This window comes from Pseudomethylobacillus aquaticus, from assembly GCF_003730115.1.
Lineage (GTDB): Bacteria > Pseudomonadota > Gammaproteobacteria > Burkholderiales > Methylophilaceae > Pseudomethylobacillus > Pseudomethylobacillus aquaticus.
Map to the genome: position 1 here is coordinate 295,387 of NZ_RJVP01000001.1, position 18,619 is coordinate 314,005.

The window sequence follows — 18,619 nt, forward strand, 5'->3', positions numbered from 1 at the left end:
TCTATCTAGTGACCAATTATGTCAATAGTCACATTTCATCTAAGCTACGATCTAGGGTGCCAGACTACGCAGCACCAGGTTGGACAACTGGGTGGGCGCGTCGTCGACGAGGTCGAGGTTGTGTTGCAGCAAGAGCGGATTCACGTAGGGGTGCATGACGAGATAGATAACATGCACGGTCTCGTCCAGCGGTGTCTTGCGCTCGAACTCGCCTGCCTGTCGGCCTTCCCGAATGATCTCGACCAGGGTTTGACGGATACGCTGTCCGTAGGCGATCGCCGATGGCCAGCCTTCACCGGCAGAATTTGCAGCGATGTCATACAGCTTGCGGTCATTGAAGAACAGACTCACGCTCGTTGTTACCAACGTTTTGAATAATATACGTAATTTTTCTGTAGGCGTGCTGGCACCAGCGAGCGCTTCATCGACAGCAGCGACCACGGTATCCAGGGTGGCAGCGCAGATAGCCTCACCGATCGCCTGTTTAGAGTCGAAAAATTTATAGATATAGGCTTTTGAAAAGCCGATCGCCTTGGCCAGGTCGGAGACCGTCGTCTTGTCATAACCATAGCGGCTGAAGTGCTCGCCAGCCGCCAGAACAATCTGCTCGCGCACACTGTGATCGGCAGGGCCACGTACCTGTGGAAGGGAAGATTCGATTTCATTCATAGCCAAGACAATACCGTGTCACAAGGCACTTGACAACAAGTGACCATTTTAGGTTATAGTCACATCAACAATTCAATGCCTAAGGACATGCATGTTCACTCATCCTCACTTGCTGGCGCTGCTGCTGAGTGGCAGCATCCTGACCGGCTGCACCGTTGGCCCCGACTACCGGCCACCCGATGTCGCACTGACATCTCCCTTTCTCGGGCAAGAACATGTCCACCTGCGCCAGGTTCAGCGCCAGGCCGACCTCGCCGTGTGGTGGGCCGCTTTCGATGACCCCCTGCTGACCCGCTTCATCTCGCTGGCGCTAGAACAGAATCTGGACATTGCACAGGCAGTGTCCAGGGTCACCCAGTCGCGTGCGGCATTACGCTACGCCGATGCAGCACTGCTGCCGGCGGGTGGCCTCAGCGCAAGCGCGGCGCGTGCACGCCAGTCGCTGGAGACTCCACTCGGGCAGGTGCTCAACGCCACGCCCGGCTATGATCGCAACGGTAGCCTGTACGAGGCCAATCTTGGCGCCAGCTGGGAAATCGATGTGTTTGGTGGCCTGCAGCGAGGCCGGGAAGCGTCACGCGCCGCTTATCAGGCATCCGCAGCAGGCGCAGTGGCGACACGTCTGGCCGTTGCCGCGCAGACCGCCGATGTGTATGTCACCATCCGGGGCTTGCAGACGCGCCTCTCCATCGCCAAGCAGCAAGCGGACACCCGCCGCCAATTGCTGGCGCTGGTCCGGCTGCAGTACGAGAAAGGCATCGCCGCTGAACTGCAGATAAACCAGGCCGATGCTGCATTGACCCAGGTCGAGGCGCAGATCCCCGCCCTGCAAGCCAGCCTGGACTCCGCAATGAATGCGCTCGATGTACTGCTGGGCGCTCGGCCGGGAACCTACCGCACTGAGCTGACCACAGCGGCCCCTGTCCCTGTCGCGCCTGGTCTGACCCAGAGCGGCAGCCCTGCCGAGATGATTCGGCGCCGACCAGACCTCATCGTCGCTGAGCGCCGCTTGGCGGCAGCCAATGCGCGCATCGGCATGGCGATTTCAGAGTATTACCCCAAATTCTCACTGGCCGCACTGCTAGGTAGCGCTACCACCATGGGCACTGGCAATCTGTTCAGCGGAGCTGCCAGCCAAGCGCAGGGCGTGCTCGGTCTGCGCTGGCGTTTATTTGATTTTGGCCGCGTCGACGCTCAAATCGCTGTCGCACGTGGACAGGAGTCGGAAGTGTTGGCGGCGTATCGACTGGCGGTACTGCGCGCTGCTGAAGATGTCGAGAACGCCTTTTCCACCTTGCTCAATCGGGAGGCACAGGTCGCTATCCTGATGCGGGGTGAATCGTCACTCGCCCGGGCCCGTGCCAACGCGTCTGCCGCTTACCAGGCCGGTGCCCTCAGCCTGATCGAGGTGCTTGATGCCGACAGCAATCTGCTGCAGATGCGTGACGGCAAGGCTCAGGCACAAACCGAGGTAGCACGCGCTGCAATTGCTTCCTTCCGGGCCTTGGGCGGCGGCTGGGATGCCAGCCAGGCAAGCCGCACTCCGCTCCCCGACACACTCTCCACCAACCATCAAAGGGAATAAAAATGAACACAAGCAAGCACTCATGGGTACTCATCACAGGCGCATCAAGTGGCCTGGGCGAAGAATTCGCCCGTCAATATGCCGCACAAGGCCATGCACTGGTTCTGGTGGCGCGTAGACTGGAACGGCTGCAAGCGATCGCCGAGACACTGCGCCGTGAATACCGCATCGAGGTCGTGGTGGAACAGGTCGATCTTGCGGAGATCACCGCTATCACACAGCTGCATCAGCGCCTCCAGCAACGGGGTATCGCCATCGATATTCTGATCAACAACGCCGGCCATGGGCTGCAAGGCCCCTTCGTCAGTAGCGCGCTGGAGGCAACATTGGGGATGGTGCAGCTGGATATCGCGGGTCTGACGGCGATCACTCACCTGTTTGCCAAGGACATGCAAGCGCGCGGACATGGAAAAATCCTGCTGGTCGCCAGCCTGCTGGCTTATCAGGGCGTGCAGAATTTTGCTGTCTATGCCGCCGCCAAGGCCTACGTACTGCGTCTGGGTGAGGCGCTGCATCGGGAACTGAAGCGCGATGGCGTCACCATCACCACGCTTTGCCCCGGCATGACCGATACCGGCTTTGCTGCCGCAGCCCAGCAAAAGCTGACACCTGCATTGAAGCTGCTGATGATGCAGCCTGCGCCGGTGGTCCGCGCCGGGATCCGTGCCTTGCAGGCTGGCCGCATCAGTGTCGTACCAGGCTTGCCGAACAAAGGGCTGGTGATCCTCACCTGGGCCACACCACGCTGGCTGCACCAGGCCTTTTTGTCACATGCGATGAACGGCTGAATACACTGGTCTGGCGCTGGTCATCAGATCAAGCAAAAGGTGGGACACTGCACGCTGGTCCCACCTTGTTATTGACGCCTGCAACCGGGCAGCGCTGGACGAGCAGCGCGACCGGGTTGATGAAGGGCCTGGCATCAATCCTCGCTGCCACCCGCCGAACTTGGCGTTGCCGCGATCTTGTGAATGGCCAGATCCGCGCCCAGGTATTCGTCTTCTGCGTCCATGCGGATACCGACGATGATTTTCAGCACGCCGTACACGATGAAGCCCCCTGCCACCGCCACCACGATGCCGAGGCCAGTACCTATCAGTTGCGAGGTCAGGCTCACACCCCCCATGCCACCCAGTGTAGTGGCGCCGAAGATGCCCGCGGCGATGCCGCCCCAGGCGCCACACAGACCGTGCAAAGGCCATACCCCCAGCACATCGTCGATCTTCCAGCGGTTCTGCGTCAGCGTGAACGCCCAGACGAACAAGGCACCCGCCACCAGGCCGGTAGCCAGCGCACCCAGCGGATGCATCACGTCCGAACCGGCACACACGGCCACCAGACCGGCCAATGGGCCATTGTGCACAAAGCCCGGGTCGTTCTTGCCGAACAGCAAGGCGGCCAGCGTACCGCCTACCAGCGCCATCAGCGAGTTCATGGCGACCAAGCCGGTGATGCCGGTGATGGATTGTGCGGACATCACATTAAAACCGAACCAGCCCACGGTCAGGATCCAGGCACCCAGCGCCAGGAACGGGATATTGGATGGCGGGAAGGCATGCAGACGGCCGTCCTTGCCATAGCGGCCAGCACGCGCACCGAGCAGCATCACTGCCGCCAGCGCGATCCAGCCGCCCATGGCATGCACCACCACCGAACCGGCAAAGTCATGGAAACTCGCACCGTAGGTGGCTTTGAGCCAGTCCTGCAAACCGAGCTGACCGTTCCAGACGATGCCTTCGAAGAAAGGATAGACGAAGCCGACCAGCAGGAAGGTGGCGGCAAGTTGCGGGTTGAACTTGGCGCGTTCTGCGATACCACCCGAGACGATGGCCGGAATGGCCGCCGCAAAGGTCAGCAGAAAGAAGAACTTGACCAGGTCATAGCCGTTCTTGGCAGAAAGCGCTTCCGCCCCCTGCAGAAAGCCGATGCCATAAGCGATGCTGTAACCGATGAAAAAATAGGCGATGGTGGAGATGGAAAAATCCACCATGATCTTGACCAGCGCATTGACCTGATTCTTGCGCCGGACGGTACCGACTTCCAGAAAAGCAAACCCTGCGTGCATGGCAAGCACCATAATGGCACCCAACAGCACAAAAAGGACATCTCCCCCCGATTGCAATGCTTCCATGTTGACTCCTCCAAAGCGTGATTTGATATTTTTATGGTGTTCTGTTCATCACAAGGTGAACAAAAAGTGGCATTACGCGTGCAAAAAGCAGGCCAGTCTTCACTTTGTTGATTCAAAAAGCCTTTTTTAACACCGACTCTCTATTTTGCACATATATTGTGCGCTACATAGTGCAACGCACTTTCATGGTGCACATTGCAAGTATGGCATGAACCGCTATGCACACCATGCCGGATCAGTATCCGCCTCAGTGTTCAGGACGCCACAGGCGCCTTTCTCGCCACCGCGTACCCGGCCGCTGCCCAGGCGTCGATCCCGCCCGCCAGTGGCCGCACCTTGTAATAGCCATTGTTCATGAACGCTTTGGCGACCTTGGCAGCGGTGACTTCATTCGGACAGGAGCAATACAGGATGATGTGCTGTTCGGGGTCGATATCCTCGCCCAGCTGATCCAGTTGGTCGACGCCAATGAAGCGCGCGCCGGGGATCCAGCCTTCCTCGGCCTGCAAAGCAGAACGCGTGTCGATGATGACTGGGTTCATGCCGCCTTCTATCATTTCGTTCAAGGCGCTTACGCTGATGCGTGCCATGCGCAACTCTTTAAGGAAGCGATAGCGTTCCCACCATTTCCTGGCGATGAACACGGCCAAAGCCAAGCCCAACAGCATCGCTCCCCATTTGCCCATGGCTACCAGCATGTCCAGCAGCTCGTTGATGGCCGTGTCGAACACTGAACCCAGCAGGATGGCAGAACCCGCCCAGATGGCCGCACCCAGCGCATCGAACAGGATGAACACCCACAGCCGGGTGCCTAAAGCGCCCGCCAGCGCCCCGGCGATGGAAGCAAAGCCGGGCACGAACTTGCAGAACAACAGTGAAGATGGACCAACCTTGAGGTACAGGGATTCGGTCTGCCGAACGCAGGAATCCGGCGACAAGGAGATGCGGCATAGCTTGCCCAACACCCTGCGGCCGATGCGGCGACCAGCGAAGAACCAGAACATATCCGCCAGCAACGCGCCCAGCATGGCCGTGCACAACAGCCCTGCAGCGGAGAAGTCAGCGGTGCTGGCCATGGCACCGGTGACCAGCAGCATGGGGTATGCCGGGATGGGCAGGCCGATCTGCTCCAGGAACACATTGAGAAAGACGATGATGAGTCCAAATTGCTCGAGCAACTGCAGGAATTCGTTCATTGCGCATTCTTGATGTGGGAGGCAGGTAGCTAAGGTCTCAATAATCCTGGCTAACGTCAATAGTGGGTATAGCGTCGCAGGCAGCGCGCCTGTAGCCGCTAAACAAGCAGCGAACCAGACAGCATGAAAACAGCAAAGCCCGCAGGCAGACTTGAATTCAGACCATATCGCCGCAAGTTGTGGCAAAGCCCCACAATCTTTATGATGTGGCTCCCACTCAGCCTTGCAGCAGAACAGCCCCCGCTATGGAAATCTACCTGATCATCGCCTTAGCCCTGACCGCCTTGTACTGGATGGATAGCATCGCCAGCCGCGACAATGCCGTGATACTGGGCAAGGAGCTGGCGGCACGCTACAGCCTGCAGCTTCTGGACGAAACCGTGGCCTGTAACAAATTGCGCCTGGGCCGCAACAGCCGTGGCCATGTACAGCTGCAACGCACCTATCAATTCGAGCTCAGCGCCAACGGCACGGACCGCATGGCTTGCGAGCTGACGCTGCTGGGCCGCCAGCTGCACAGCTGGCACATCCCGCCCTATCTGGAGCAGGTCCACTGAATGTATCGCGGCCGCTTTGCACCCTCGCCTAGCGGGCCACTGCATTTCGGCTCGCTGGTGGCCGCCACCGCAAGCTACCTGGAAGCGCGCACGCAGGGCGGCGAGTGGCTGGTACGCATGGAAGACCTGGACACGCCGCGCGTGGTCAGCGGCGCAGCCGATGACATCCTGCGCACGCTGGAAGCCTACGGTTTCAGCTGGGATGGTCCTGTGATGTACCAGAGTCAGCGCAACGACGCCTATCAGGCTGCGCTAGCCAGCTTGCAGGCGCAAGGTCTGGTGTATCCATGCGGCTGTAGCCGCAAAGAGATCGCCGACTCCGTCACACTGCATTCAGCACTTCAAGGTCATTCAGTGCTCCAAGGTATAGAAGGTCTGGTCTATCCGGGCACCTGCCGCCACGGCCTGCCTGCAGGCAAGCAGGCGCGTGCCTGGCGTGTGCTGACCGATAGCCGCGCTATCCAGTTCGTGGACGCCGTTCAGGGCCTGCAGTCGCAGCGACTGGACACGGCCATCGGCGATTTTGTGCTGAAGCGCGCTGATGGCTTGTATGCCTATCAACTGGCGGTGGTGGTGGACGACGCGGAACAGCAGATCAGCCATGTGCTGCGCGGTGCGGATCTGCTGGACTCCACGGCACGCCAGCGTTACCTGCAACAGCTGCTGGGCTTAAGTCAGGTGCACTATGCGCATGTGCCCGTCGCCAGCAATGCAGCGGGTGAAAAGCTCAGCAAACAGACCCTGGCGAGCCCGCTGGATACCAGAAATGCGGGCACCACACTTTGGCACTGCCTGTGCTTTCTTGGCCAGCGGGTCCCGCAGGCGCTGCAATCCGCCCCCAGCGGGGAGTTGTGGCAATGGGCATTGACACACTGGAAGCTGGAACAGGTGGCTCGGCAACGCAGTATCAGGCTGGATACACACTAAATCAGCAGTCAAACGCTTGGCGCGCAATAATCTAGTTGAAAACTATTCGTATTTTCAATAAGATTTACATTTCCTTACATTAACAAGAGATGTGATCGTGCGCCGACCACCATTCAAACTACTTCCTGTTGCCGCTCTGATGAGCGGCATGTTCGTTTACAGCCCCTTACTCAGTGCAGAAGAAAAGCCTGCGGTCGAGACCAAAACCGGGACCGACAGCAAGGCGTCGGCTAAAGCAGCAGCGCCGCTGACCCTGCCCCAGGTGAATGTGGTCGGCGAACAACTCAAAATCACCGATGGTTATGCCACACGCTCCAGCAGCACCGCCACCAAGACCGACACGCCACTCATCGATACCCCGCAATCCATCAGCGTGATCACCCAGGATGTCATCAAGGATCAATCCATCCAGAGCGTCAGCGAAGCAGTACGCTATGTGCCCGGAGTGACCGCAGCCCAGGGCGAAGGTAACCGTGATGCACTGATCTTGCGCGGCAACGCCACCACAGGCGACCTGTTCGTGGATGGCATACGCGATGACGTGCAGACCTACCGCGACTTTTACAACACCGAGCGCATCGAAGTGCTGAAAGGCCCGAACGGCATGATCTTTGGTCGTGGCGGCGCAGGCGGGGTGATCAACCGCGTCACCAAGGAAGCGGGCTGGGACCCGATACGCGAGCTGTCGGTGAGCTATGGCGCCTATAATCAGAAGCGCACCAGCATTGATTTCAACGAAGCCATCAGCGACGATGTGGCCTTCCGTATCAATGGCGTGTACGAAAATTCGGACAGCTACCGGGACGGCGTCAATCTTGAGCGCTATGGCATCAACCCTACCCTGACCATCAAGGCCACGGAGCGCACCAAGATCGTTATCGGTGCCGAATACTTCAAGGACGACCGCGTGGCTGATCGCGGCGTGCCTTCCGTGAACGGTGCTGGCAACAATACGCTGGGCAACCGTCCATTCCGCATCGGCGACACCGACACCTTCTATGGCAACGCCAGACTGAGCCCGACCGAGACCGAGACCAACGCTTTCAATGCCATGATCGAGCATGTGTTCGACAACGGCACCATCCTGCGTAACCGCACGCGCTATGCCGACTACGACAAGTTCTACCAGAACGTATTCGCCCGCAGCGCCATCAACAACGCAGGTCAAGTGCAATTCGGCGCTTACCGCGACGAGACCGAACGCGAGAACCTGATCAACCAGACCGACCTGATCTTCTCTGCACACACCGGCAAGATCGAACACAAGCTGCTGGTAGGCATGGAACTGGGCCGTCAGGACACCGATAACCGCCGCTTCTCGCCGAATGCTGCCAACGACAATCTGCCGGGTTCGTTCACCTCGCCCACCTTCAGTGGCCCGATCAGCCTCAACAATCTGCGCATCAACCGCAGCAGCCAGGCGGATATCCTGGGCCTGTATGTGCAGGACCAGATCATTCTGTCACCCAAATGGCAAGCCATCGTCGGCCTGCGCTATGACCAGTTCGATGTGAAACACACCGACCTGACCAAAGCCAACGGTGACCCGACCCGCAGGTTCGACAGCAATGACGACCTGATCTCGCCACGCGCCGGCCTGATCTTCAAGCCCATGCAGAACACCTCGGTGTATGCCAACTACAGCCAGTCTTACGTACCACGCTCTGGCGACCAGTTAAGCGGCCTGACCTTTGCCAACAGCACGTTCGACCCGGAAAAGTTCATCAATCAGGAAGTGGGCGTGAAGTGGGACATACGCCCTGACCTGTCCGTGACGGCCGCCCTGTTCAAGCTGGATCGTGAAAAGATCGCCGCGGCTGACCCCAACAATCCGGGCCAGACCATCCTGCTGGACGGCCAGCAAACCAAGGGCCTGGAACTGGGCCTGGCCGGCCGCGTGACCAGCAAATGGAGCGTGTTCGGTGGCATCACCCTGCAGGACGGCGAGATCACCAAGCAACAAGGCACAGGCGCCGGGGCCATCCTCAAGGGCGCCGAGTTGCAACTGACCCCAGACCGCATGTTCTCGCTGTGGAACCGCTACGATTTCAACGAGACCTGGGGCGCCGCCATCGGCGTGATCAGCACCTCGGACCGTTTCGCCGCGACGCCGACCGCCAGCCAGAGCACCGTGCTGCCGGGCTACACGCGCTACGATGCGGCGATCTTCGCCAAAATCAATCCCAGGATGCGTTTGCAGCTCAATATCGAGAACCTGACCAACAAGGAATACGCGCTGTATTCCCACAATAACAACAACATCACCCCGGGCTCACCGATCACGGCGCGCGCCACCCTGATCGTCAACTTCTGATCGTCACGTTCAGATCGTCACGTTCGGATCGCTAGCCGCGCTGAAACGCGCAGTGATGCATCCTGGCAAAAGCACAGCCTAGCGGCTGTGCTTTTTTTATGGCCATCTTTCGTGTCCATCTTTCCACCTCCATCTTGCATACCCGTCACTTTTGGCCGTGCTGTGCGGCTGGCGATGCTATGATGCCGTTTTTTCCTCGCCCTGCCTCATGAACCGCATCGACCAACTGCAACGCTTTGTGTTTGAACATACCCCGATCCGGGGCAACCTGGTGCATCTGGACCAGACGATACAACATGCGCTGCAACACCATGAATACCCAGCCGTATTAAGAAGAACCATCAGCGAACTCATGGCCGCTGGCGCCCTGCTGGCGGCCACGCTCAAGATGCAAGGTGCTTTGGTGCTGCAGATCCAGGGCAGTGGGCCGTTGAAGCTGCTGGTGGTGGAGTGCAATGCAGACCTCAGCATGCGCGCCACGGCAAAATGGACAGAAGCCCTGCCCGATGACGCCGATTTTCGCAGCCTGATCGGCAATGGCCATTTCGTGATCACGCTGGACCCCAAGGATGGCAGCCAGAGTTATCAAGGCATCGTGCCGCTGGAAGGTGATAGCGTAAGCACCATGCTGGAACACTACATGCAGCGCTCCGAACAGATCGACACACGCATCTGGCTGACCGCAGACAGCCACAGCGCCGCCGGCATGCTGCTACAGAAGCTGCCGGATCAGCCGGAACAGGATCTGGACGCCTGGCAGCGCATCACCGTGCTGGCCGACAGTGCCACCGCGACCGAGCTGCTGACCCTGCCCGCCACCACGCTGCTGCATCGTCTGTTCCATCAGGAAACCGTGCGTTTGTTCGATGCGCAAGCCGTCAGCTTCCAGTGCAGCTGCTCGCGTGACAGCGTAGGCGACATGCTGCGCATGCTGGGGCAGGACGAGATCGCCTCCATCCTCAGCGAGCAGGAGCGCATCGAGATCCATTGTGATTTCTGCAATGCGCGTTATGAATTCGATGCGGTCGATGCCGGGCAACTATTCGTGCCCAAAAGCGTCATAGCTTCCAGTAGCGGACTGCACTGATCGCCCTAGCTCACCCACGCTCCAGCCCAGACAGCCATTTTGAAATCGCCCAACTTCAAATCCCCCATCTTCAAATCAATAGCGCGCTGGCTGCCCAAGCGCAGCGAGATCCTTGAATCGCGCTGGCTCAAATCGCACCGCCATCTGCTGCAAGACAGACGTTTGTGGCGTTTCGAGCGCCACTCGGTGGCCAAAGCCGCCGCGATCGGGGTGTTCATCGGCTTCATGATCCCGATCGCCCAGTTCATTGCTGCGGCGGCCACTGCGGTAGCCATGCGCGCCAATATCAGCATCGCCATGGCGGGCACGCTGGTCACCAACCCGCTGACCTTCCCGCCTGTTTACTGGCTGGCCTATAAAGTCGGTCTTTGGGTGCATGGCGGAAAACCACAGGTGGCAGAACCGGATGTGCTGTCGCACACCCTGGATGAAGCGCTGGTCGAAACCACCGGCAAAATGATATCGAGCATGGAGTGGCTGCATCAAGCCATGGACTGGCTGCAAGGTGCCGGCCTGCCGCTGGTGACCGGACTGGCCATCTTCGCTGTGGTGGGGGCCATCAGTGCCTATGTGCTGGTGCAACTCGGCTGGCATCTACGCATGCAGCTGCGCGGCATGGCACGCAGGAACCGCGTACAGAACCGAACGCCGCAGTGATGTCCGCGCTGTCAACCAGCGCGTTGCTATCGCCTTAACGCGCTTGCTGCCGCACGCGCTCGAACAGACAGATCGCTGTCGCTGCCGCCGCATTGAGAGACTCGATGCGACCCGGCATGGGGATGCTCACTTTGACACTGGCGCAGGCCATCAACGCAGGGCTCAGGCCTTTGCCCTCGTTACCGACCAGGAAGGCACTCGGCTGCCTCAGGTCCAGCGTGTATAGCGCAGCCCCATGCGGGCTGGTGGCCAGCACCTGGCCGTTGAACGCTGTCGCCAGCGCACACAAGTCTGCACGTTCCAGCAGGGGCAGCAGAAAATGCGCGCCCTGCCCACCACGCAGCACCTTGGCCGACCACACATCGGCACAGGCGGCCGACAGGTAGACGGCGTCCACGCCCGCTGCAGCGGCCGAGCGCAGAATGGCGCCCAGATTACCCGGATCCTGTATGTCTTCCAGCAACAGTGCGAACACCGGTTCAGCTGGCACCGGCAGGCGCGGTGTGACCGCCAGCGCGAGGATGCCGGTCGGCGTGGCCACCGGTGACAGTTCAGCGAACAAACCGGGCGGCAAATGCAGCTGCTCGACAGCGGGGTTGGCGTTCAGCGTATGTTGCGCATCCTCACTGCAGGCGCCATCCGCAACGATGAGCAAGTCCGGAACACCACCCTCGGCGACATAGGCATCGATGAGGTGGGCGCCATCCAGCAGGATACGGTCCTGCTCACGCCGGGCACGCGGCTGCTCCACCAGCTTTTTCAGCTGCTTGAACTGCGGATTGTCGCGCGAAGTGATCTGTTTCATGGCGTCATTTTGTCTGGCAGATAGCCAGATAGTTTAGCCCAAGCGTACTACGCTCACCAAACCCGTTGTATGCCTGACGGGCACTGCTGCCCGGGCATGATAAATTCAGGTGATCTGGCTGGAATTTGGCTAGAATTTGACTTGCTGGCAAGCTGCTGCCTGCCTGGGCTCATTGATAAACTGCGATTGATATAAGGACACCCATGTTCCTCACCCTGTTGCTGGTCACCTTGCTGGTTGCCGCCGGTATCTCCTGCCTGGTGGTGCGTCTGTTCGGCGCCTCCTGGGGCAGCATCCTCAGCCGCATCATAGACGACGCCATCAGCGATGCCTGGCTCAAATACCTGAAATTCGCCGTCATCATCATCGGCATCTCCTCCGGGGTGCGTATCCATGAACTGGAGAAGTACATCACGCCAGCACGCTGGGACAAGAACGCCGAACTGATCAAGCTGACCAGTGAGCGCTGGGTCATCGAGGTCTATCGCACCGTGATCGACACCCTGCAAGGCATCGCCTGGCTGCTGCTGGTGTTCTTCGTTTTTGCATTGATCGCCTATGTGATCGTGCGTTTCACCGAACAACGCCGCGCACCTTGACGCTGTTCGCTCCTTACATTGCAGCCCCGCATGGGCATGGACACCGTGTTGACTGATACACCCGCATTACCCCCCAACCCGCATGCAGATTCACTGCAGGCGCTCAACCAGCATATCGTCGATACCGGCTTTGCATTCGTGCCCGGCTGGCAGATGCGTGACTGGCTGGCGCCGGGGCAATTGACCGACTGGCCACAGTTCTCGGCCAGCTGGGACGACATGCCGCATGACACCTACATGGCCGATGGTGGCCGCTACCGGCGACGGCGGCATGCCACACTGAGCGCCACGGCGCATGGCATCCAGCTCGAACCCCATCAGCCGCATTACCAGAGCCTGGACTACAACCCGCTCAACGGCGGAGTGGTACGCCATTTCGCTGCCGTGGACACGGCAGTCGCTACCGGCAACACCATGCAGCAGGTGCTGACCTTCTGCCATCAGTTATTCAGTCAACTGGGCCAGCATACAGACTGGCATATCGAGGTGCATCAGTTCCGCATCGAGGCACGCCCGCAGGCGCAGGGCAAGCCCACGCCCGAAGGCATACACCGGGATGGCGTGGATTATGTGCTGGTGATGATGGTGCAGCGTCGCAACGTCTCCAGCGGCACCACCACCATGCATGACATGCAGCTGCGCGAGCTGGACAGCTTCACCCTCACCTCACCACTGGATTGTGCCATCGTTGATGATAAACGCTGCATGCACGGTGTCACCCCGGTTGAAGTCACCGACCCCGCACAGCCCGCTTACCGCGATGTGCTGGTGGTGACCTTCCGCAAGCGCTGAGGCCCGCCATGGCAAAACCACTCACCCTGGAAAAGATGCTGCACGTGCAGGGCTTTGGCGCCCGCAAGCTGTGCCGCATCCTCATCCATCAAGGCGAGGTCCGCGTCAACGGCCAGGTCTGCGACGACCCGGATGCCGTGTTTGACCTGAAGGACCTGCATTTCACCGTCGCGGGGGCAGACTGGCAATACCGCGAAAAAAGTTATCTGATGCTCAACAAGCCAGCCAACTACGAATGCTCGCACAAGCCGCAACACCACCCCAGCGTGTACAGCCTGCTGCCGCACCCGCTGGTGGCACGCGATGTGCAATGCATAGGCCGACTGGATGAAGACACCACCGGCCTGATCCTGCTGTCCGATGACGGCCAGTTCATCCACCGCATGAGCTCGCCCAAATGGAAGGTGCCAAAAGTGTATGCAGTCACCACCAAACATGTGGTTGACGACCATCAGATCAATGCTTTGCTGCAAGGTGTGAAACTTCTGGATGAAGAAGAGACCATCGCGGCCATGGCCTGCGAGCGCATCGCCGAGCGCCTGATCCACCTCACACTGGGCGAAGGCAAATACCATCAGGTGAAGCGCATGCTGGCCGCCGTGAGCAACCGCGTGGAAGCTCTGCATCGCATCAGCATAGGCCATCTGCAATTACCGGACGACCTGAAGCTGGGGGAATGGCGCTGGCTGGATGCGAACATGCTGGCCCAGCTTGAGTGGTACAAAGCACCAAATTGATTTATTTCACATCACTCAAAGTAAAATCAGGTTAAGCGAAGTTTTATAGTTGATTTCAGTGTTGAGCAATTATTCAATAAAGGGTGGTGAATAAATGGAAATGATCTTTTTTTGGTTAATTTTTTCATTAATTGTTGGCGTATACGCAAGCAATAAAGGGAGATCGGGAGTTGGATTTTTTGTTTTATCTCTAATTTTCAGCCCCATCCTAGGTTTATTTTTTGCGCTTGTAGCCAAAGACTTAAGCAAACCCAAAGAACCAACTTCCGAAACTCATAAAAAATGCCCTGATTGCAAAGAATTAGTTCTTATAGATGCTCGCATCTGCAAGCATTGCAGATGTAATTTTCAATCCGACCAGGAAGCGATTAAGGCTGTTACAGATAATTTGGTTACAACTTCTGAACTAAGTGAGTATGAAAAGTTAAAAAAGCATCTCGCAGAGTATGACGACACTAAATCCACTTAGAAAATTATTTAAATCAACTTTGTAAATTTAAGAATTTTGATTTTGAAATTCGTAGCCAACTCTTAACAACACAAGTTCTACCTATTTAATCAAATAAATAACAATCAACAACAATATCAAGGCAGCCAACTGCACCATAGCGATATAATACAGAGCCCGATAAAAGCGTAGCCGGTGCTCGGGCTTTTTCAACCAGTCATCGATGCGCATGACGCAAATACCCCCAGAAAACACCCCCCAGAAAACATCCCAAAGCTAGCAAACGCGCTTTACGGCAAGGTGCCGCGCGGCATGCCCTGTTGTAGCTCGAACAAGCGGATGTCCTTGCCATAGCTCATCATCAGTGGCTCCTGCCGGTGTCGCAGCAGCTTGGCTATCCTCGCGGTCTCGGCACGTGCATACGCGCCCCACTCGGTCACGCTGAGCTGGCGGTCCTGATCCTGATCGGCGGATCCACCGTCCATGGCCTTGAGCAAGGTGTGTGTGAACAGACCATTGTTGCGATAGCCATCCAGCGCCTCCTGGGTGGCGCTGGCCGAAGCGAACAGGTGCAAGCCCATATTGCGCGCCAGCACGCTGAAGCGTGCATCGTACAGGCCGCGCACCAGCCCCTGCACACCGCCAGCATGGCAGGTGTCCAGAATCACCAGCTGCCGGAACGCCTTGATACGCCGTGTGGCGTCCAGGATACGGTCTGCAGAGTACAGGCTGGAGGCATCAGCGCGTCCATCCCAGTCATGCAATACCAGGCCGTACTGGGAGGCGGCATCCAGTGTGCCGTGGCTGGCCAGGAACCAGACGAACACGTCCTGGGGTTTGGCTTGCTGCTGTATGGTCGTCAGCGCCTGCTCCACAGCACGGCGGTCCGCATGTTCATTGAGCAGCAACACGCCTGCCAGTCTGCCCGCAAAGCCAGTGCCCAGCTTTTGCTGGATGTATTGCGAGAAATCCTGCGCGTCCTTGGCGGCATACTGCAAGGCGGAAGCATGCTCGCTGTGCTTGAAATGGTCCACCCCCACCGCAAGCAGCCACAGCCTGGGGGCGGGCGTCTCGCCTTCTGCCTGCACACTCACCGACTGCGGCCGGCTGCTGAGATCGCCAGCCGCATTGCTTGCGATGACCGTGAACTGGTTATCACCGGGAACCAACTCCACTTGCACGCGGTAGTGCGCCTGCCTGTGCGGGCTGCGTGGCAAAGATTGCGCCTGCGCCTTGCTGATCTCGGTAATGCGCTGCAATGAGCGCGTGAGGGTCGCGTCGTCCATGCTGGGCAGGCCGGGTGTAGCGCTGCCTGCCTGCTGTGCAGCGACATGGGCGGGCGGCGCCTTGTTCGGTGCCTTGTTCAGCACCTCGACCAGTTTGCCGTTGTGCAGCACGCGCAGCTCACCCAGGCCGCCGCCCTGATCATGTGCCGAGATGGCCAGGCTCACAGACTGAGTGGCCAACTGAGTGGCCGACCGAGTCGTTGATTGCATGCCAGTCCGCCCCGATGGCGGCTTCAATAGCAGTGGCTGCAACTGCACTGCAGGTGCCGGCCTTTGCAGGGCGTCCTGCAGGGTGACAGTGATCAGGTCGTCGATCGCCTGCCTGTTCAACTGGCGCTGTACCAGATCGGGCCGGTAGAACACATCGTAGAACTGCGAGATACGGTAGACCTTGCCCTTGATGCGCACATTCAGCCAGCGGTCGCCATCGGCAGAGGCGGCAAAATAGCCCTGCGGCAGGATGGAGATCCATTCCGCATCGTCGAACTGGATCATGCGCACCACTTCGCTGCCGTCCTGCGCTTGCAGCAGGCGTATCGCGCCGTCGTCGCTGGCCAGCGCCAGCCGTTTATCCTGTTGCAGCCAGCTTAGCAGCCGGGGGGCCGGTTGCATCACCCCCAGGTCACGCAAGCGCTTCAGGCCATCAATGCCCCAGTGCAGGGTCGCCAGCTGACCAGCCGTGCTGGCCACGGCAAGCTGCCCGCCGCTGCGGCTCAAGGCCATGGCCCGGACAGGCCGGTCGGCAGCATCGAACGCCTTCATGTAAGCGGGGTCTGCGTTGCCTAAGCGCCATAGCATCACATCCGGATGACCACTGGTCACGGCGCTATCCCCACCAGCATGCACCAGCACACTGGCCGCCGTGATGCCCCTGGGTAAGGTCCAGCGTTGCAGCGATCGTCCGCTGCTGTGATCGAACACCTCCAGCACGCCTACATGTGCATCCTGGTAAGGCAAGCCCTGCAAGGTGCTGGATACCCACACACGATCGCCCGTGGGCGACAACGCCACCGCCAGCGCCTGCCCGGCGAGCGGCAACTGATGATCCAGCTGCCAGCGGGCTTGCATCGGTTTCGCTAATGTCTGTCCCGGCTGCGCCTCTACACCCTGCACCTCTATACCTTGCGCCTGCCTGGACAGCAGCGAGATGGCATGCACGGCGGCCTGCTGTTGCGTCCCTGCACTGGAAGACGCCACCACCATGCGCTGCCCGTCCTCGGTGAGTGCCGTGGCGGTGACCACGCGTGCCGGGCCCGCTGATATTTCTTCGCTCAGCACCTGATTGGGGTCGCCCTGCTCCTGCTCATAACTCAGGTGCAGGTACGCTGTCTCGTCCTGTGCATTGAGCGTGGCATGACGGATCAAACGCGGCTTGAGCGGTGCCACCGTGATGGTGTCCGGGAACAGCGGTGCAATAGAGCTGAACTCGCCTGCGGTGTTCACGCCCAGCGAGGTGGTCGGCCCCAGTTGCCAGTCGCTGGATGCCGCCAGACGGCCGGATTGCAGGTCCCAGACACTCAAATGCTGGGCATGGCGCCGGAAACCACGCTCCGAATACAACACACGGATGCGTTCTGCCTGCGCGTCCGTGAGCGGCTGACCAGAGGTGATTTCGTCAAACACTTGCTGGGCGGTCAGGTAACGGCTCTTCTGAACACGCACACGCCCCTCGGACACGGCCAGCCGGTTCTGCGCCTCGCTGGCCACCATCTGCCGTGCCGCCACGCCGCGACCTTCCAGCACGTGCTGTTGGACCCAGCTTGTCGCACTTTTTTGGTAGACACGCACCGCCTCGTCCCACAAGGCCAGTGCCAGCTGCTCGCCGCTGCGATCAAAACTGAGCTGCCCTTTAAGGAAAGGCGTACCCTGTGCGCCGCGCGTGTTGTAAAAAACCTGAGGCGGCGCATGATCCGTCAGCTTCCAGATACGTACCGCCTCATGGCGCTGTGTGGCGTTGAGGCCATGATCCAGCAACACTTGCAGATCCATCTGCGCAGCGCTCGCCAGGGTCTGGCCATCCGGCGAGAACGCCAGCGCGGCGACATTGCCCTCATGGCCTTCCAGACGCCGGATCAACTGTCCGTCACGGGCATCGACGACCCACACCGCATGTTCATTGCCACCAGCCAGACTGCCGGTCGAGAACGCCAGTTGTCGCCCATCCGGGCTGATCTGCAGACTGGACAGTGGGCCGCTGGCCTGATGCAGGGGCTGCACTTGCCGGCTGGCGAGGTCCACACGCAGCACCTGACCGCTACGCGTCCCCACCCAGGCCACACGCTGCTGTGCATCCATGGCCAGCGTGGTAGCCGCGCCATGTTGCGCGGCTGGCAGTGCGATCTTCATCAGCGGCTCACTGCTGACACCAGACCAGCGCCACAAGCCGTCCTGCTCGCCCAGCGACCAGACCCCTGCCGCGCCCAGCGTTGTTTTCAATGCCACGATCAGCCCGGCATGTCCCTGCCAGGTGCGTATGGTTTGGCCATCGTCATAACGGCTCAACACGATATCCTGTCCGCTGCTGGCCCCGCCGGCAGAATAGACATAGCCGCCGTCCGCACTGAAGTCCACCGCCAGGCACAGGCCGGTGTGACGCTGCAAGGTGCGGTATTGCAGGCCACTCTCCACATCCCAGGCGATCACCGTACCACCACCATCACAGCTGGCCAGGCGCTTGCCATCCGGCGAGAACGCCAGTGCCGTGCCGGACATGGCATGACCGGTCTGTACAAACACCTCGTGTGCTTCTTTCGTCACTGCAGGGGCTGGGCTGGCCGCCACTGACAGCCCGGCAAGTAACAGCAGCCGTACCATGTGCAGGTGCATGAT

Annotated in this window: 16 protein-coding genes; 11 read left to right on the forward strand and 5 right to left on the reverse strand. The window is 59.4% G+C overall.

What is annotated here, in order from left to right:
* Positions 1 to 51: 51 nt before the first annotated feature.
* The gene (locus tag ED236_RS01395) at positions 52 to 669 is read right to left on the reverse strand and encodes a TetR/AcrR family transcriptional regulator (RefSeq protein ID WP_123236151.1); all 618 of its coding nucleotides are present in this window, start codon (positions 667 to 669) and stop codon (positions 52 to 54) included.
* Positions 670 to 760: 91 nt separating this feature from the next.
* Between ED236_RS01395 and ED236_RS01400 the strand changes: the two genes are divergently transcribed.
* Positions 761 to 2,254 carry an efflux transporter outer membrane subunit gene (locus tag ED236_RS01400; RefSeq protein WP_123236152.1) on the forward strand — a complete coding sequence of 498 codons (1,494 nt, stop codon included), beginning with the start codon at positions 761 to 763 and terminating at the stop codon, positions 2,252 to 2,254.
* Between the two features lie 2 nt (positions 2,255 to 2,256).
* Positions 2,257 to 3,042, forward strand: a complete 786-nt coding sequence (locus ED236_RS01405; protein ID WP_123236153.1) for an SDR family NAD(P)-dependent oxidoreductase — start codon at positions 2,257 to 2,259, stop codon at positions 3,040 to 3,042.
* Positions 3,043 to 3,176: 134 nt separating this feature from the next.
* Here the strand turns inward: ED236_RS01405 and ED236_RS01410 are convergent, their stop codons facing one another.
* Both ED236_RS01410 and ED236_RS01415 read right to left on the reverse strand, forming a co-directional pair.
* A complete protein-coding gene (locus ED236_RS01410) occupies positions 3,177 to 4,385 on the reverse strand; it encodes an ammonium transporter (RefSeq protein ID WP_123236154.1) in 1,209 nt (402 codons plus the stop codon).
* 254 nt (positions 4,386 to 4,639) lie between these two features.
* Positions 4,640 to 5,581 carry a rhodanese-like domain-containing protein gene (locus ED236_RS01415; RefSeq protein ID WP_123236155.1) on the reverse strand — a complete coding sequence of 314 codons (942 nt, stop codon included), beginning with the start codon at positions 5,579 to 5,581 and terminating at the stop codon, positions 4,640 to 4,642.
* Positions 5,582 to 5,826: 245 nt separating this feature from the next.
* Between ED236_RS01415 and ED236_RS01420 the strand changes: the two genes are divergently transcribed.
* The 5 genes from ED236_RS01420 to ED236_RS01440 all read left to right on the forward strand — a co-directional run bounded on the left by ED236_RS01420 (position 5,827) and on the right by ED236_RS01440 (position 11,123).
* The gene (locus tag ED236_RS01420; protein ID WP_123236156.1) at positions 5,827 to 6,138 is read left to right on the forward strand and encodes a DUF3301 domain-containing protein; all 312 of its coding nucleotides are present in this window, start codon (positions 5,827 to 5,829) and stop codon (positions 6,136 to 6,138) included.
* Positions 6,139 to 7,065 carry a tRNA glutamyl-Q(34) synthetase GluQRS gene (gene gluQRS / locus ED236_RS01425; protein ID WP_123236157.1) on the forward strand — a complete coding sequence of 309 codons (927 nt, stop codon included), beginning with the start codon at positions 6,139 to 6,141 and terminating at the stop codon, positions 7,063 to 7,065.
* Positions 7,066 to 7,213: 148 nt separating this feature from the next.
* Positions 7,214 to 9,379, forward strand: a complete 2,166-nt coding sequence (locus ED236_RS01430) for a TonB-dependent receptor (RefSeq protein WP_240031980.1) — start codon at positions 7,214 to 7,216, stop codon at positions 9,377 to 9,379.
* Positions 9,380 to 9,587: 208 nt separating this feature from the next.
* On the forward strand, positions 9,588 to 10,466 hold the full coding sequence (hslO, locus tag ED236_RS01435) for an Hsp33 family molecular chaperone HslO (RefSeq protein ID WP_123236159.1): 879 nt from the start codon (positions 9,588 to 9,590) through the stop codon (positions 10,464 to 10,466).
* 39 nt (positions 10,467 to 10,505) lie between these two features.
* Positions 10,506 to 11,123 carry a DUF2062 domain-containing protein gene (locus tag ED236_RS01440; RefSeq protein ID WP_205125622.1) on the forward strand — a complete coding sequence of 206 codons (618 nt, stop codon included), beginning with the start codon at positions 10,506 to 10,508 and terminating at the stop codon, positions 11,121 to 11,123.
* 34 nt (positions 11,124 to 11,157) lie between these two features.
* Here the strand turns inward: ED236_RS01440 and ED236_RS01445 are convergent, their stop codons facing one another.
* Positions 11,158 to 11,928 carry a TrmH family RNA methyltransferase gene (locus ED236_RS01445; RefSeq protein WP_123236160.1) on the reverse strand — a complete coding sequence of 257 codons (771 nt, stop codon included), beginning with the start codon at positions 11,926 to 11,928 and terminating at the stop codon, positions 11,158 to 11,160.
* 203 nt (positions 11,929 to 12,131) lie between these two features.
* Here ED236_RS01445 and ED236_RS01450 point away from each other — a divergent pair, with 203 nt between their 5' ends.
* The 4 genes from ED236_RS01450 (at position 12,132) to ED236_RS12330 (ending at position 14,525) form a co-directional block, all read left to right on the forward strand.
* On the forward strand, positions 12,132 to 12,527 hold the full coding sequence (locus ED236_RS01450) for a hypothetical protein (RefSeq protein ID WP_123236161.1): 396 nt from the start codon (positions 12,132 to 12,134) through the stop codon (positions 12,525 to 12,527).
* 30 nt (positions 12,528 to 12,557) lie between these two features.
* Positions 12,558 to 13,319, forward strand: coding sequence for a 2OG-Fe dioxygenase family protein (locus ED236_RS01455; RefSeq protein WP_338053134.1), 762 nt, complete (start codon positions 12,558 to 12,560; stop codon positions 13,317 to 13,319).
* Between the two features lie 8 nt (positions 13,320 to 13,327).
* Positions 13,328 to 14,056 (forward strand): pseudouridine synthase, encoded by a 729-nt coding sequence (locus ED236_RS01460; protein ID WP_123236162.1) that lies wholly within the window; start codon positions 13,328 to 13,330, stop codon positions 14,054 to 14,056.
* Positions 14,057 to 14,150: 94 nt separating this feature from the next.
* Entirely contained in the window at positions 14,151 to 14,525 is a 375-nt protein-coding gene (locus ED236_RS12330) for a hypothetical protein (protein ID WP_148042224.1), read from the forward strand.
* A 269-nt stretch (positions 14,526 to 14,794) separates the two neighbouring features.
* Here ED236_RS12330 and ED236_RS01465 read toward each other — a convergent pair whose 3' ends face one another.
* Positions 14,795 to 18,616 carry a caspase family protein gene (locus tag ED236_RS01465; RefSeq protein ID WP_123236163.1) on the reverse strand — a complete coding sequence of 1,274 codons (3,822 nt, stop codon included), beginning with the start codon at positions 18,614 to 18,616 and terminating at the stop codon, positions 14,795 to 14,797.
* Positions 18,617 to 18,619 lie beyond the last annotated feature (3 nt).